A 14265-nucleotide genomic window follows, 5' to 3' on the forward strand; every position below is an offset into this window, starting at 1 on the left:
CGGGCGCCCGGGGCGCGCCCGGCCGGACCGTTCGCGTGGACGGTCCGGCCGATCAGGCGTCCAGCAGCGGGGCCAGGTAGCGGCGGGCGAAGGCCCGGGCCTGGTCCTCGTCCTCCATCTCGATGCAGCCGGCGGGGTTGAGCAGGAAGGACACGGCGACGCGCACCATCAGCTCGGCGACCGGACGCGGGTCCTCGTCGGGCCGGCCCTCGACCTGTTGCGCGCGGCGCAGATGGGCCGTCAGGTAGTCGACGGTGGCGAAGAGCGAGGGGCTGCCCTGCACGGTCAGGTAGGGCAGCACCACCTCGGGTTCGAGGCGCAGCAGTCCGCCGAAGAGCGGATGGGCGCGGGTGTGGCGCAGGGCGACCACGAAGCCCTCGACGACCCGCTCCCTCATGGTCGGCAGCGGCGCGACCACCGCGTCCAACTGCTCGAAGAACCGGGCGAGTTCGCGCAGCAGCGTGTCCTCGACCAGTTTGTCCTTGGTCTGGAAGCGCCGGTAGACGGTGACCCGGGAGACGCCGGCCCGTTTGGCGACGTCGTCCACGGAGGAGCGGCGCAGGCCCAGCAGGGTGAACTGCTCCAGTGCCGCGTCGAGGATCCGCCGCGCCACGGGATCCTCCGGCTCCGGCCGGGCGAGGACCCGGGCGAGCCACGCGTCGTTCGTGTCAGTTCTCATGGTGCCGTTCACGATACCGGCGCACCACTCCCCGGGAGGCCCTGAGACATCCGACATCTCATTGTCGCTCGCCACCCGGCCGGGACCCTGCGGCACGTGGTGGGGCGCGGGTGGGGCGGGGCACGGGAGCGGTCCGGGCGGCCGGGTCAGTCCTGGTAGAGCCGGGACAGTGCGTCGGCGTACTTGTCCCGTATCACCCGGCGCCGCATCTTCAGCGACGGCGTCAGCTCGCCGGTCGCCGGGCCCCACTCCTCGGACAGCAGCGCGTACCGCTTGACCTGCTCGGTGCGGTTGAGCCGGGTGTTGGCGGCGGCCACCGCGCGGTCCACCTCCGCCCGGACGGCGGGGTGCCGGGCCAGCCCGGCCGGTCCCCCGTCCGTCTCGACGCCGTGGGCCGCGGCCCAGGCCGGGGCGGCCTCCGCGTCGAGCACCAGCAGCGCGACCAGGTAGGAGCGGTTGTCGCCGTGCACCATCGCCTGGCCGATCAGCGGGTGTGCCTTGAGCGCGTTCTCCACCAGGGCCGGCGAGACGTTCTTGCCGGTGGAGGTGATGATCATCTCCTTCTTCCGGTCGGTGAGCCAGAGGTAGCCGTCCTCGTCGATCCGGCCGATGTCACCGGTGGCCAGCCAGCCGTCGGCGTCCAGGGCGGACCGTACCGAGCCGTCCGGCTGGAGATAGCCGGAGAAGACGGACGAGCCGCGCACCAGGATCTCGCCGTCCTCGGCGGCCCGGATCTCCACGGACTCCACGGGGCGTCCCACCGATCCCAGCCGGAAGCCGGTCCTCGGGCTGTTGCTGGTGGCCACGCCGGTGGTCTCGGTCAGTCCCCACGCGTCCATGACGACGATGCCGAAACCGGCCCAGAACCGCACCACGTCGACCGGCATCGGCGCGGACGCGCTGGCCGCCCAGGTCACCCGGTCCAGGCCGCCCGCGGCCAGGAGGGGCAGCAGCACGTCCTTACGGGCGCGGGCGTAGCGCTCCTCCAGTTCCGCGGGCGGCGTGCCGCCCCGCTCGCGGTACCCGACGTGCTCGCGGGCGACCTCGGACGCCGCGTCGATGACCGCCCGTTGCTCGGCCGGCATCAGCGACAGGACGGCCCGCACGGCGGCGGACAGCTTCTCCCAGATCCTCGGCACCCCGAAGAACTGCGCGGGGCGCACCGTGCGCACCGTCTCGCCGACGCGCGTCGGGTCGGCGCAGAGGTACACGTGCGAGGCGCGGTGGCAGGGCAGGTAGATGCCCAGCATCCGCTCGGCGATGTGGGCGAAGGGCAGGTAGCAGATGTGCTCGACGTGCGGGGGCAGCTCCACCACGGCGTCCAGGGCCAGGGCGTTGGACATCACCGCGCGGTGGGTGAGGACGACGCCCTTGGGCTCGCCGGTGGTGCCGGAGGTGTAAACGACGGTCAGCGGGTCGTCGGGGCGGGCGGTGTCCAGTTCCTTGCCGAACTGCTCCGGGACCGGCTCGCCGAGCAGGGCGGCGTACGGGAGGTGGCCGCCCGGCGCGCCCTCCTCGGCCACCACCAGCCGCTCCAGCGGGGTGTCGGCGTCGGACAGCAGCGGCTCCCACACCGCCACCTGGGCCGCCACCTCGACGACGGCGAGGCGGGCCCGGCAGTTGCGGGCGATGTGGGTGATCTGCTCGCGGGCCGCGGTGCCGTAGACGCTGACCGGGACGGCGCCGAGACGGACCAGCGCCAGGTCGGACAGCCAGTGTTCGGGCCGGTTGGACATCATCAGCAGGACGTGGTCGCCGCGTCCGACACCGAGGGCCCGGTAACCGGCGGCGAGGCTCCGGGTGTGCTCGTGGATCTCCGCCCAGCTGAGCGTCGTCCAGTCGCCGTCCCGGTCCGGCGGCTGCCAGGAGAGGCCGGGGAGCCGGGGGTGGTCGTGTGCGTTGCGGGCCAGCAGCTGCGGCAGGGTCCGGTCGGCCGGGTCGTCGGGCAGGTCACCCGTGGTCGGGGGTGCCGGTGTCATCGGGGCCTCCTTGCGGGGCGGAGGAGAACGTCGGGGAGACCGGGCGGTGCGCGCGCACCGCGTCGGGAGGGTCGGTGGGGGGTGCCGGCTCATGGGTTCCTCTGCTCGGCACGAGGCGGTCCCGCCGCCCCCCAACGGGGGCTTACTGAGCGTTCGCTAAAACGTAGGAGTGCCACGCCGGGGGGTCAACTCCCCGTGCGGCACTTGTTTTTGTGGGCCGGGACCGGGAAAGTGACATCGGAGCGGACACCGGACGCCGGGTTTCCTGAACGATCGCTAAGCGGCTCGAAGGAGGTCCGCCGTGCTCACGGCCGTACGGTGTCGCCGATCGTCGCCCGCCCCGAGGAGAGTCGTTGAACACCGCGCCGAGCCAGGACACCACACCACCGGCGGAGCACTGGCGCTCCTACGGGCCGCTCGACCTGCACCCGATCCTGATGCACGCCATGGCGGCCTTCAACGAGCACGGCTACCACGGCACTTCGGTCCGGGACATCGCGGGCCGGGTCGGCGTCACCGTGCCCGCGCTGTACTACCACTACGAGAACAAGCAGGCGCTGCTGGCCACGCTCCTGGAGACGTCCATCAAGGACGTCCTGGACCGCTGCCGGGCCGCGGCCGGGGAGACCGGGGACGAGCCGCTGGCACGGTTCTGCGGAATGGTCGAGTCGATCGTGCTCTACATGGCCCACCGGCGCCAACTGGCCTTTCTCGACACGGAGATACGCAGCCTGGAGCCCCAGAACCGGGCGCGGTACGTCGCCCTGCGCGACTACCTGGAACACATGCTGCTCGACACGGTCGAGGCGGGCCGCGCCCAGGGCGTCTTCACCACGCCGATCCCGGCCGACGCGGTGCGTTCGGTGCTCGTCATGTGCCAGGGGGTCGCCAACTGGTTCCGTGAGGACGGCCCGCTCACCGCGGAGGAGGTCGCCGAACGCCACGTGCTGCTGAGCCTCGGCACCGTGGGCCACCCCGGCGCGGTCACCGGTGACCCTCCGCCGTTCCCGCGGCTCGTCTCCCACCGGTCGCCCTCCCCGGTGCGCACCTCCGCGCCCGGGGGTTCCGCTCCGCGCGCCTCCCGGTGACGGGACGGGGCGCCGCGCTTCCGCACCACCCCGACGTTCCACTTCCACGGTGTCGGCACCGACGAGAGGAGACCCCCATGGACGTGCCGCAGGCCCGCGCCCGGTTCCAGGAGCTGAAGGAGGAGGACGGCCCGGTCGACCCTCACGAACTCGACGAGATCTGGGCCGCGTTGGCCACCGTCCGGCCGGAGGACATCCTCGGCGAGTGGAAGGGCGGCGAGTTCCGCACCGGTCATCCGCTCAACGGCACGCTGGAGAAGGCCGGTTGGTACGGCAAGACGTTCACCGCCGTGCACGACGCCAAGCCGTTGATCTGCCGTGACGCGCAGGGCGAGCTGTACTCCGACCGGGAGCTCGGCAAGGGCGAGGCCAGTCTGTGGACCGTCGAGTTCCGCGGCGAGTCGACGGCCACCATGGTCTATGACGGCCAGCCGGTCCTCGACCACTTCAAGCAGGTGGACGACACCACGCTGATGGGCATCATGAACGTCAAGGGGGTCCCCGCAGAGGGGCCCTTCTTCTACTTCTTCCTCGAGCGCGTCCCCGGGTCCCCGCACGGCGGCCCGCGCGGCGGAGAGGACTCGTGAGGCACGTCCGCGCCGCGGTCACCGAGGCGCCGGGCGCCCCGTTCACCGTCCGGGACGCCGGCATCGAGGAGCCGCGGCCGTACGAGGTGCTGGTGCGGATGACCGCGGTCGGCGTCTGTCACACCGACCTGGGGATGCGGGACACCTGGCCGCGGCGGCTCACCCCGATGGTCTTCGGCCACGAGGGCGCCGGGAGGGTGGAGGCGGTGGGCGCGGAGGTGACCGGTGTCGCTCCGGGCGACCCCGTCTGCCTCACCTTCGCCAGTTGCGGCGTCTGCGAGCAGTGCGCGGCGGGCCACCCGGCGTACTGCCGCTCCGCGCAGGCCCTCAACTTCTCCGGTGGCCGCGCCGACGGCACCACTCCCCTGTCCCTCGACGGCGGGCCCCTCCACGCCGGCTTCTTCGGCCAGTCCAGCTTCGCCACGCACGCCGTCGTCCATGAGCGCGGTGTGGTCAAGGTGCCCCCGGACCTGCCGGCCGCGGTCGCCGCCCCGTTGGGCTGCAGCGGTCAGACGGGCGCGGGCACCGTGCTCAACCGCCTGCGCCCCGTACCGGGCTCCTCGCTGGTCGTCCTGGGCGCGGGCGGGGTCGGGCTGAGCGCGCTGATGGCGGCGGTGGCCGTGGGCTGCGACCCGGTGGTGGCCGTCGACCCGGTCGGCTCCCGCCGTGCCCTGGCCACCGCACTCGGCGCTCGGGCGGCCCTGCCGCCCGGGGACGGCCTGGTGGCGGCGCTGCGCGACCTCACCGGCGGTGGTGCGCACCATGTCGTCGAGACCACCGGCCGTCCGGAGATGGCCCGCCGAGGTGTCGGCGCGCTGCGCCCGCGCGGTGACCTCGCCCTCCTGGGACTGGGGGGCGAGGTGACGTTCGACGTGATGGGCCTGCTCGCCAAGGGGGTCCGCGTCCACGGGGTGATCGAGGGGGACTCCGTTCCCGGCCGGTTCCTGCCCGAGCTGATCGGCCTGTACGGGCGTGGGCTCTTCCCGCTCGACCGGCTGGTCACCACGTTCCCGTTCGAGGACATCGGCGCGGCCGTGGCGGCCATGGCGGACGGCGGCGTCGTCAAGCCGGTCCTCACCTTCCCCTGACCGTCCGCTCCGGCACCGGGAACGGCGGTGCGCCGCGGAAGTCAGGGGCCCGCGCGGGTCCGTGCCGAGACAGTCCGGCGTCCTGACGGCCTGTGGTTGACTGATGCGCATGGCCCCCGCCTCCCCGTCCGCCCGTCCGGCCGCGACCACCGGGCCGGCCGCGGCCACGCGACCGCGCAACCGCAAGCAGCTCATCGTCGAGGCGGCCGGGCGGGTCTTCAGCGAGCGCGGCTACCACAAGGCGTCGATGGAGGAGGTCGCGGCCGGCGTGGGCATCACCGCGGCCGCCCTGTACCGGCACTTCCCGAACAAGTACGCGCTGTTCGCCGAGTGCGCCCACGTCATGGTGGACGGGCTGGTCGCCGCGCTGGACGAGGTGCCGTCCGGGGCGTCCCTGACGGACGTCCTCGCCGCCGTCACCCGGGTCACCACCGCCCATCGCGCGGCGGGCGGCGTGTACCGGTGGGAGGCCCGGTACCTCGACCGCGAGGACCGCCGGCGTCTCGGGGTGAAGTTCGCCCGCCTGGTGGGGCGGGTCGACGAGGCGGTGCAGCGCGAGCACCCGCTGCCCGACGAGCGTCTGCGGGCCATGGCGGCCCTCGGTGCGATCGGGTCCATCACGATGCACCACACCTCCATCGCCCAGCGGCGGGCGGAGGACCTGCTGCTGGCGTCCGCCCTGCGCGTGGCCGCGACCGATCCCGCGGCGGGGCGGCCGGCCGCGCACCCCGTCGAGCTGCCCGCCCACCCGGTGCCGCGCACCCGGCGCGCGGAGATCCTCGCGGCCGCCATCCCGCTGTTCGCCCGGGACGGGTTCGCCAACGTCACGAACGGGCAGATCGCGGAGGCGGTGGGGCTGACCCCGTCCGCCCTCTACCGCCACTACCCCGGCAAGATCGACATCCTGGCGGCGGCGTGTTTGCAGGCGGCGGGGTTGCTGGCGCAGGGGGTGGAGCGGAGTCTGCACGGGGTGTCCGGCCCGCACGACGCCCTCGTGGCGCTGGCGGCGACGCATGTGGCGTACAGCTTCGAGTACACCGAGCTCACCGGCGTCGCCGAGGCCGAGCTGGCCGGTCTTCCGCCCGGTCTGCGGCGTCCCGTGGTGCTCGCGCAGCGGGAGTACATCGCCGTCTGGGAGCAGCAGTTGCGGCTGGCCCGTCCGGAGCTGGACCCGCGACAGGTGCGGGTGCTGGTGCACGCGGGGTTCGGTGTGGTGGTCGAGGCGGGACGCCGGCTGCGGTGGCAGGACCGTCCCGGCCATCGTGAGGCCGTGACCGCGCTGGTCGTGGGTGCCCTGGGGCTGTGACGGGCGGGCCCCGGCCCTCGTGGGGTTCGGGTGCGCGGGTCCCCCCTGGCGCCCGCCCCTCGGACCGTCTGCCGCGGGGCGGGCGAGCGGGAGCGGGGCGACGGCTCAGGCCGGCCTGTTGCCGGTGGGGATCGTGATGGGGGTGGTGGTCCCGGAGGAACCCTTGTTGAGGAACAGCATGGCCAGGGCGCGCACGAACTGGTCGACCATGTAGAAGGTGCCGGGCATGACGGGTGACAGTCCCTCGCGGAACAGGATGTAGGCCGGCCATGCGGTGCGGACCAGGGCCGCCGCCGCGTAGTCGCGCTTCAGTCCCAGCCAGTCGCCGACCTCGTCGCTGAGCACGTAGCGCACGAACTCGTTGAGGAACCCGCGCGTGACGCCGAGGTCGATCTGCGCGGTCAGGCCGAGCAGTTCCTCGGCCAGGGCGATGCCCTCGGTCGACGGGCTGAGGACCGGGGTGAGCAGCTGCTCGGACTGCTTCTCGGCGGCCGCCCAGGTGCGGGGGATGTGCTCGTACGGCACACCGAGCAGGTGGACGGCGACCTGCCAGGAGTGCAGGAACGCCTCCTGGTCCGCGGCCGGGTACGGGATCCTCCAGTCGAGCAGCCTGCGGTGCACGTAGGTGCCCAGGCTGTGGAAGGTGACGAGGATGTCGGCGGCGCTGATCGGGATGGTCTCGTCGGCGACCGCCCGCCAGTGCGGGGACCGCGGCAGCAGGTGACGTACCGCGGCGTGCACCACGCGGGTCTTGTTGGCGGTGACGACGAACTGTCCCGACGGCTCGAAGGCGCCCAGCTCGGACAGGTCGTAGCCGAAGGTGAAGGTCTTGGCCGCGCGGTCCTGCATGTCGGCGCCGCCCGCGGACCAGTAGACGCTCTTGGCCTCGCGCGGGATCACGGTGCTCATGATGCCGCTGCCGAGGCCGTACAGCATGAAGAGGTAGGTGTCCCTGCGCCGGTTGAAGTCGGCGGCGCGGGTCAGCTTGGCGGGGTCGGCCCAGGAGGGCAGCCGGTTGACCTGCCGCAGGTACGCGGTGAAGTCGGCCGGCAGGCCGCTGGGCAGCGGGTCGTTGTTGTTCACCCACGACGCCCAGGCGGTGTTGATGGCCGGCACGTGTCCGTTGTCGAGCATGGACGCCATCAGGGGGTCCGCCGCGTCGTCCCAGATCCACTCCGGACCGGTGCCCGCGGCGGCTCCGGTCACCGGTCCCGTCGACGCCGACGCCATCGCGGGGCTCGTCACGCCCACGAGGCCGAGCGCGACACCCAGTGACAGTGCCTTTCGCCTGCTGAGGTTCTCCATTGACTTACCTGCTTCCCTGATGGGTCAGAGGGGTTTCAGATGCCTTCGCAGACTTGCCAGTTGCGCGACCGATGGGTGCTGGATCCCGTCGCACAGATGTGATTTTCGATTAACATAGCGAGGTGCGTTGCTGTCGGCAATGGTGGTGACGGAGCGCTCGTCGCCCGCGTCGGCGGACGGGCCGTCCGTTCCCCCGGCGGCTGCGCCTGCCGCATCCGCCGTGACGTCAGGGTTCGTGGCCCCTTAGCTCCTTCGGGTCAACGCCGCGGCGAAGGCGGGCGGCCGGTCACGTCCGCCGGTACAAAGACCGCCATGACTGATGATCACGCAGTGGGGCGCTCGGACGGCGGTTTCTCCCGGCGGAGCTTCGCGGCGGCGGCCGGCACGGCCACGCTGGCGACGGCCCTGACCGGCGGTGTCGCCGACGCCCTGCCGGCCCCGGCCGCTCCGGCCGCTCCGGCCGACAAACGCGGCACCGACTTCGACCGGTGCCTGGCCGTCGCCCGCGCCCTCCTCGTCCTGGACGCCGACGACCGTCCCCTCGTCCCGCGGTACCACAGCGTCCTGCGCGAAGGGCTGCCGGCCCAGCGCCGGACCCGGCCCAAGGACGTCCTGGTGATCGGCGCCGGACCGGCCGGCCTCGTGACCGCCTGGCTGCTGAAGAGGGCGGGCCACCGGGTGACGGTGCTGGAGGCCAACGGCAACCGGGCGGGCGGACGCATCAAGACCTTCCGCAGCGGTGGCCACGAAGGCGCCGAACAGCCCTTCGCCGATCCCCGCCAGTACGCCGAGGCGGGCGCGATGCGCATCCCGGGCAGCCACCCCCTGGTGATGGAGCTGATCGACCAGTTCGGGCTGGAGAAGCGGCGCTTCCACTACGTCGACGTCGACGGCGAGGGACGCCCCGCCAACCGCACCTGGATCCACGTCAACGGTGTCCGCGTGCGGCGCGCCGACTACGCCCGCGCGCCCCGGCGCGTGAACCGGTCGTTCGGTGTCCCCCGGGCCCACTGGGACACTCCCGCCGGCACCATCCTGCGCTCCGTCCTGGATCCGGTGCGCGACGAGTTCAGTCATGTCGGCCGCGACGGCAAGCGGGTCGAGAAGCCGCTCCCGGAGCGGCTGAAGGGCTGGGCCCGTGTGGTGCAGCGGTTCGGTGACTGGTCGATGTTCCGCTTCCTGACCGAGCACGCCGGGCTGGACGAACGGACCATCGACCTGATCGGCACCCTGGAGAACCTCACCTCACGCCTGCCCCTGTCCTTCATCCACAGCTTCATCGGCTCCTCCCTCATCAGCCCCGACACGCCCTTCTACGAGCTGGAGGGCGGCACGGCCGTACTGCCGGACGCACTGCTGGAACGGGTGCGCAAGGAGGTGCGGTTCGACCGCCGTGTCACACGCGTCGAGTACCACCACCCGGACCGGCCCGCGCCGGACACCGGGCACGTCCGGGGCAAGGGTCCGCACGTGTGGGTGGACACCGTGTCGGAGGGCCGCGGCGGCCCCGTCGTACGGGAGCAGTTCACCGCCGACGTCGCCGTGGTCACGGTGCCGTTCTCCGGTCTGCGCCACGTGCAGATCGACCCGCCCCTGTCGTACCGCAAGCGCCGGGCGGTCGCCGAGATGCACTACGACAGCGCGACCAAGGTGCTGCTGGAGTTCAGCCGTCGCTGGTGGGAGTTCGACGAGGCCGACTGGAAGCGGGAGCTGGGGGCCGTCGACCCGGGTCTGTACGACGCCTACCGCACCGGCCGCGCCGCGGCGGACGGCAGCCTGCTCGGCGCCCACCCCTCCGTGCCCGCCGGGCACATCACACCGGGCCAGCGCACGCACTATGCCGCCAACCGCCCGAGCGCCCGGGACCAGCCGGAGGCGGTCGACGTCGTGGGCGGCGGCTCGGTGTCGGACAACGCCAACCGGTTCATGTTCCACCCCTCCCACCGGATTCCGGGCAGCGCGGGAGGTGTGGTCCTGGCCTCCTACAGCTGGGCGGACGACGCCCTGCGCTGGGACTCCCTGGACGACGACGCGCGGTACCCGCACGCGCTGTGCGGCCTCCAGCAGGTCTACGGCCAGCGCATCGAGGTGTTCTACACCGGCGCGGGCCGCACCCAGAGCTGGCTGCGCGACCCGTACGCCTACGGGGAGGCGTCCGTGCTCCTGCCCGGGCAGCACACGGAGTTGCTGCCCGCCGTCCCCGTGCGCGAGGGGCCGTTGCACTTCGCCGGGGACCACACGTCCGTCAAACCGGCGTGGATCGAGGGCGCGGTGGAGTCCGCCGTGCGGGCCGCCCTGGAGATCCACACCGCTTGAGCCGCCCGCCCACCCGATCCGCGCGATCCGCATAGTCCGCATGATCCGCGTGGTCCGCATGATCCGCGTGGTCCACTCGGCCATGACCTGGCCGGCGGGCCCCGGCGCACCCGCGCCGGGGCCCGCAGTTCTCACACCGGCACCCGGCGGGCCCCGTCCCGCTCACGGTGCCGCCGGGCCCCGGTCAGCGGCCGGCCCGCGCCGTCCACACCGTGCCGCGGGCCTCGTACTCGAGCATGGCTTCCAGACCGACCGCGGCGTCCGCGCCTAGCTCCCGGCGCACCAGCCACAGGGCGAGGTCCAGCCCGGAGGTCACCCCGCCGGCGGTGACCAGGTCGCCGTCGTCGACCACGCGGGCGTTCTTCAGCACACCGCCCTGCCGTTCCAGGTCGGCCCGGGCCCGGTGATGGGTGGTGCAGGGGCGTCCGGAGGTCAGCCCGGCGGCGGAGAGCAGCATCACGCCCGTGCACAGGGCGCTGACGGTCAGGCCGGGGCGGGCCGCGGCGGCCAGCGCGCGCGGCAGGGAGCCCCGCCCGATCTCCGCCCACACCCCGGGGTCCTCGCGGCGCGCGTAGCCCCCGCCGGGGACGACGAGGAGGTCCGCCTCCTCCGGGGCCCACTCGTGGTCGACGCGCAGCCTGGTGCCGTAGGCGGCCCTGACGGTGCGGGGGCCGTCGAGGGTGACGTAGCGGACCTCCACGTCCCGGTCGGTGAAGTAGCCGGAGGCGGCGAACACCTCGTAAGGGGCGGTGTAGTCGAGTTCCTCCACGCCGTCGAAGAGGACGACGTGCACGTGCAAGGGACGGCCGGGCGCGGGAGCCGCGGTGGGCGCCGCGTCGGCCCGGGTGGCGGTCGCGGCCGTCAGCGTGGCGGCGCCGAGGGCGGTGGTGGCGTGCAGGAGGGTACGGCGGTTCATCTCGGCCGGTGCTCCACTTCTCGGTCGGTCGTGGGTGGGAGGCGGGCTCGTCCGTGGCGTACGCGGGTGCCGGGTCGTACGGGCGTCCCGTGGGGTCAGTTGCCCCAGCGCGCGGTGTCGGCCATGGTCTCCATCCGGGTCCGGTGCGGCGGCACGGACCTCTCCCGCAGCAGTTCGGACGCGAGGGAGAAGAGCGGGGCCTTCTCCGGGCGGTGGCGGGCCTGGGCGACGATCTCGTCGGTGAGGGTGGTGGCCATGGACAGCCGGGGATGGGCGGCGTGGATCGCGGCCCCGGTGGCGTCGTCGACGCAGTCCGTGTCCCAGCCGAAGTCCATGCCGGTCCCCTGGTGCACCAGGGCGCACAGCATGCCGCGGCGTTCGGCGATGCCCGGCGTGGTGTGCAGGGCGATGGCCTCCCACACGGCGTCGACGTCGGCGGCGGGCAGGCCCTGCGCGGTGAGGAACTCGGCGGCCGTGTCGGCGCCGTCCACCTCGAAGCGCTGATGGCGGTCGCCCGCCCGCGTCAGGCCGATGTCGTGCAGGACGCAGGCCAGGAACAGCAGTTCCGGGTCGTAGTCGCGTCCCGCCTCCGCGCCTCGGTGGTCGGCGCGCAGGCGGGCGAACAGGGCGCTGCGGACACTGTGGTTGGCCGTCGCGGTGGACTCCGTCTCGCGCACCAGGGCCAGCGCGCGGCGCGCGACGGGAGTGTCGGGGAGCGGCGGAACGCCGGTGGTCGTCTCGTCGTTCATGGCATCGATGATCGGCCGCGCCAACTGCCGGTGACAGTGGCAGACTTGCCCGTATGCGAGAGGAAGCTGCCATCCCCGCCGCACCGCACCGGGTGGCCGTCCTGGTCCTGGACGACGTGCTGCCCCTGGACCTGGGCATCCCGGCCCAGGTCTTCATCGCCGTGCCCGGCGGCCCCTACGAGCTGACCCTGTGCGGGCGGACGGCGGGGTCGATCCCGACCGCGGCGGGGTTCGACGTGACGGTGGCGGCCGGGCTGGAAGCGGTGCGCGACGCGGACACCGTGGTGGTCCCCGGGTACGCACGGCACCTGCGGGAGCTCCCGGGCGACGTGCTCGCCGCGCTGGCCGGGGCCCACGCCCGGGGCCGGCGGACGGTGTCCATCTGCACGGGCGCGTTCGCGCTGGCGGCAGCCGGAATCCTGGACGGCCGTACGGCCACCACCCATTGGCAGTACGCCGGCGAACTGGCGGCACGGTATCCGAGGGTGTCGGTGGACCCGCGCGTGCTCTACGTGGACGAGGGGCAGGTGCTGACCTCGGCGGGCGTCGCCGCCGGCATCGACCTCTGCCTGCACCTGGTGCGACGCGACCTGGGCTCGCGGACGGCCAACCAGGTGGCGCGCGCCCTGGTGTCCGCTCCCCACCGCGACGGCGGGCAGGCGCAGTACATCAAACGGCCGCTGGCCCCCGACACCCGTGGTGTCACCCTCGCGCCCACCCGGGCGTGGGCCCTGGCCCGGCTGCACGAGCCGCTGACGGTTCCCCTGCTCGCCGCGCACGCGCACATGGCGCCGCGGACCTTCGCCCGGCGGTTCGTCGCCGAGACCGGCACGACCCCCCTGCGGTGGCTGCTCGCCGCCCGGCTCGACCGCGCCCGGGAGCTGCTGGAGGGCACCGGACTCGCCGTGGACCAGATAGCCGACCGGTGCGGTCTGGGCAGCCCCTCGAACCTCCGGCTGCACTTCCGGCGCACCCTCGGGACGACACCCACCGCCTATCGCGCGGCGTTCACCCCGACGGCACCGCCGGGCCCGGCGCGGCCCGCCCGGTCCCGCTAGCCCTTCGATGCGGGCTTCCAGTCCTGGGCGAGCAGTCCGAGCAGCACCTCGTCCAGGAACTCGCCCATCACCCAGGCCGAGGAGCGCAGTACGCCCTCGCGGACGAAGCCGTTGCGCTCGGCGGAGCGCAGCATCGCGGAGTTGTCCGCCAGCGTCTCGATCTGCAGCCGGTGCAGGCCGCGCACGACGAAACCGTAGTGGCACAGCACCGCGACCACGTCGGTGCCGTAGCCCTGGCCGCGCGAGGACGGCAGCAGTCCCAGCCCGATGTGCGCGCACCGGTTGTGCGTGTCGATGCCCCACAGCGTCGCGGTGCCGATCAGTGTGCCGCCGGCCAGCTCCACCACGGAGAACGGGACGCGTCCGTCCGCCTCGTCGTCCACCACGAGCCGTGGGTCCTTGGAGCCCGGTGCGATCGGCCGCCACGGTCCGGCCTCGGCCCGCGCGGAGTTGACGACGTCGTCGTAGAGCTCGGTTCGCAGGACCGGGATGTCGTCCTCGTGCCGGGCCCTCAGCCCGACCTTGTCGCCCTTCAGCATGCACGCTTCCTATCCGAGCGGACCGGACCGCGGCAAACGAATTGGGTCAGGTGGCGGGGGACCGCTGGAGTCCTCGGAGGAGGAGGGCGATCAGGCGTCGGGGGTCGTAGCGGGGGTCGTCGTCGCGTCCGATGCAGAGGTTGCCGATGCCGCGCATCAGCTCGTACGGCTGCGTACCGGGCCGGATGTCGCCGGCCTCGACCGCGGCGTCGAGCAGCTGGGCGCAGACGGGCAGCAGGCGGTCGAGGAAGTAGGTGTGCAGCGCGGCGAAGCGGTCGTCGTCGGACTGCAGGGCGTCGGCGAGTCCGTGCTTGGTGACGAGGAAGTCGACGAAGAGGTCGATCCACCGGCTCAGGGCGGCGAACGGGGAGTCGGCGTCGGCCAGCAGCTTCGGGCCGGCTTCGGCGCACGCCTCGATCTGGTGGCGGTAGACGGCGGTGACGAGGTCCGCCCGGGTCGGGAAGTGGCGGTAGATCGTGGCCATCCCGACGCCCGCCCGGGCCGCGATCTGGCGGATGGGCGCGTCGACCCCGGAGGTGACGAACACCTCGGCGGCGGCGGCGAGCACCGTCTGCCGGTTGCGCTGCGCGTCGGCCCGCTTGCCTCGGGACGACGACTGCCCTGCCGTGCTGTCGGGGGCCATCACGCATTCCTC

The 14265-nt window shown here is 73.3% G+C and carries 13 protein-coding genes; 6 read left to right on the forward strand and 7 right to left on the reverse strand.

Going from position 1 to position 14265, the window contains the following annotated elements; translation table 11 throughout:
* Positions 1 to 52: 52 nt before the first annotated feature.
* Together FHX78_RS02785 and FHX78_RS02790 are read right to left on the reverse strand one after the other, a co-directional pair.
* The gene (locus FHX78_RS02785) at positions 53 to 679 is read right to left on the reverse strand and encodes a TetR/AcrR family transcriptional regulator (protein WP_145865870.1); all 627 of its coding nucleotides are present in this window, start codon (positions 677 to 679) and stop codon (positions 53 to 55) included.
* A gap of 146 nt (positions 680 to 825) precedes the next feature.
* Positions 826 to 2658: an AMP-dependent synthetase/ligase gene (locus FHX78_RS02790; RefSeq protein ID WP_145865871.1), complete on the reverse strand. Its 1833-nt coding sequence runs from the start codon at positions 2656 to 2658 to the stop codon at positions 826 to 828.
* A gap of 353 nt (positions 2659 to 3011) precedes the next feature.
* On the opposite strand from FHX78_RS02790, the gene FHX78_RS02795 reads away from it, so the two are divergent.
* From FHX78_RS02795 to FHX78_RS02810, 4 genes are all read left to right on the forward strand, one after another.
* The gene (locus tag FHX78_RS02795; RefSeq protein WP_145865872.1) at positions 3012 to 3746 is read left to right on the forward strand and encodes a TetR/AcrR family transcriptional regulator; all 735 of its coding nucleotides are present in this window, start codon (positions 3012 to 3014) and stop codon (positions 3744 to 3746) included.
* A 77-nt stretch (positions 3747 to 3823) separates the two neighbouring features.
* Complete coding sequence (locus tag FHX78_RS02800; protein ID WP_145865873.1) at positions 3824 to 4333, forward strand: DUF4334 domain-containing protein; 510 nt, start codon at positions 3824 to 3826, stop codon at positions 4331 to 4333.
* On the forward strand, positions 4330 to 5421 hold the full coding sequence (locus FHX78_RS02805) for an NAD(P)-dependent alcohol dehydrogenase (RefSeq protein WP_145865874.1): 1092 nt from the start codon (positions 4330 to 4332) through the stop codon (positions 5419 to 5421). Before FHX78_RS02800 ends, FHX78_RS02805 begins: the two co-directional genes overlap by 4 nt.
* Before the next feature lie 109 nt (positions 5422 to 5530).
* The gene (locus FHX78_RS02810) at positions 5531 to 6727 is read left to right on the forward strand and encodes a TetR/AcrR family transcriptional regulator (protein WP_145865875.1); all 1197 of its coding nucleotides are present in this window, start codon (positions 5531 to 5533) and stop codon (positions 6725 to 6727) included.
* Positions 6728 to 6832: 105 nt separating this feature from the next.
* Here FHX78_RS02810 and FHX78_RS02815 read toward each other — a convergent pair whose 3' ends face one another.
* Positions 6833 to 8032 carry an oxygenase MpaB family protein gene (locus FHX78_RS02815; protein ID WP_145865876.1) on the reverse strand — a complete coding sequence of 400 codons (1200 nt, stop codon included), beginning with the start codon at positions 8030 to 8032 and terminating at the stop codon, positions 6833 to 6835.
* A 312-nt stretch (positions 8033 to 8344) separates the two neighbouring features.
* Here FHX78_RS02815 and FHX78_RS02820 point away from each other — a divergent pair, with 312 nt between their 5' ends.
* Positions 8345 to 10348 (forward strand): flavin monoamine oxidase family protein, encoded by a 2004-nt coding sequence (locus FHX78_RS02820; RefSeq protein ID WP_145865877.1) that lies wholly within the window; start codon positions 8345 to 8347, stop codon positions 10346 to 10348.
* Positions 10349 to 10532: 184 nt separating this feature from the next.
* Here the strand turns inward: FHX78_RS02820 and FHX78_RS02825 are convergent, their stop codons facing one another.
* Entirely contained in the window at positions 10533 to 11264 is a 732-nt protein-coding gene (locus tag FHX78_RS02825; protein WP_145865878.1) for a DJ-1/PfpI family protein, read from the reverse strand.
* A 95-nt stretch (positions 11265 to 11359) separates the two neighbouring features.
* Positions 11360 to 12013 carry an HD domain-containing protein gene (locus tag FHX78_RS02830; RefSeq protein ID WP_145865879.1) on the reverse strand — a complete coding sequence of 218 codons (654 nt, stop codon included), beginning with the start codon at positions 12011 to 12013 and terminating at the stop codon, positions 11360 to 11362.
* Between the two features lie 53 nt (positions 12014 to 12066).
* Between FHX78_RS02830 and FHX78_RS02835 the strand changes: the two genes are divergently transcribed.
* Positions 12067 to 13071 carry a GlxA family transcriptional regulator gene (locus tag FHX78_RS02835; RefSeq protein WP_167531661.1) on the forward strand — a complete coding sequence of 335 codons (1005 nt, stop codon included), beginning with the start codon at positions 12067 to 12069 and terminating at the stop codon, positions 13069 to 13071.
* Here FHX78_RS02835 and FHX78_RS02840 read toward each other — a convergent pair.
* Complete coding sequence (locus FHX78_RS02840; RefSeq protein WP_145865880.1) at positions 13068 to 13610, reverse strand: GNAT family N-acetyltransferase; 543 nt, start codon at positions 13608 to 13610, stop codon at positions 13068 to 13070. The two genes, FHX78_RS02835 and FHX78_RS02840, sit on opposite strands and share 4 nt — an antisense overlap.
* A gap of 46 nt (positions 13611 to 13656) precedes the next feature.
* Positions 13657 to 14253 (reverse strand): TetR/AcrR family transcriptional regulator, encoded by a 597-nt coding sequence (locus FHX78_RS02845; RefSeq protein WP_145865881.1) that lies wholly within the window; start codon positions 14251 to 14253, stop codon positions 13657 to 13659.
* Positions 14254 to 14265 lie beyond the last annotated feature (12 nt).

Source organism: Streptomyces capillispiralis, assembly GCF_007829875.1.
Taxonomy (GTDB): Bacteria; Actinomycetota; Actinomycetes; order Streptomycetales; family Streptomycetaceae; genus Streptomyces; species Streptomyces capillispiralis.

Coding starts and splice junctions, on each gene's coding strand:
- FHX78_RS02785 (WP_145865870.1), bottom strand. CDS start 679: ATGAGAACTGACACGAACGACGCGTGGCTCGCCCGGGTCCTCGCCCGG.
- FHX78_RS02790 (WP_145865871.1), bottom strand. CDS start 2,658: ATGACACCGGCACCCCCGACCACGGGTGACCTGCCCGACGACCCGGCC.
- FHX78_RS02800 (WP_145865873.1), top strand. CDS start 3,824: ATGGACGTGCCGCAGGCCCGCGCCCGGTTCCAGGAGCTGAAGGAGGAG.
- FHX78_RS02810 (WP_145865875.1), top strand. CDS start 5,531: ATGGCCCCCGCCTCCCCGTCCGCCCGTCCGGCCGCGACCACCGGGCCG.
- FHX78_RS02815 (WP_145865876.1), bottom strand. CDS start 8,032: ATGGAGAACCTCAGCAGGCGAAAGGCACTGTCACTGGGTGTCGCGCTC.
- FHX78_RS02820 (WP_145865877.1), top strand. CDS start 8,345: ATGACTGATGATCACGCAGTGGGGCGCTCGGACGGCGGTTTCTCCCGG.
- FHX78_RS02825 (WP_145865878.1), bottom strand. CDS start 11,264: ATGAACCGCCGTACCCTCCTGCACGCCACCACCGCCCTCGGCGCCGCC.
- FHX78_RS02830 (WP_145865879.1), bottom strand. CDS start 12,013: ATGAACGACGAGACGACCACCGGCGTTCCGCCGCTCCCCGACACTCCC.
- FHX78_RS02835 (WP_167531661.1), top strand. CDS start 12,067: ATGCGAGAGGAAGCTGCCATCCCCGCCGCACCGCACCGGGTGGCCGTC.
- FHX78_RS02840 (WP_145865880.1), bottom strand. CDS start 13,610: ATGCTGAAGGGCGACAAGGTCGGGCTGAGGGCCCGGCACGAGGACGAC.
- FHX78_RS02845 (WP_145865881.1), bottom strand. CDS start 14,253: ATGGCCCCCGACAGCACGGCAGGGCAGTCGTCGTCCCGAGGCAAGCGG.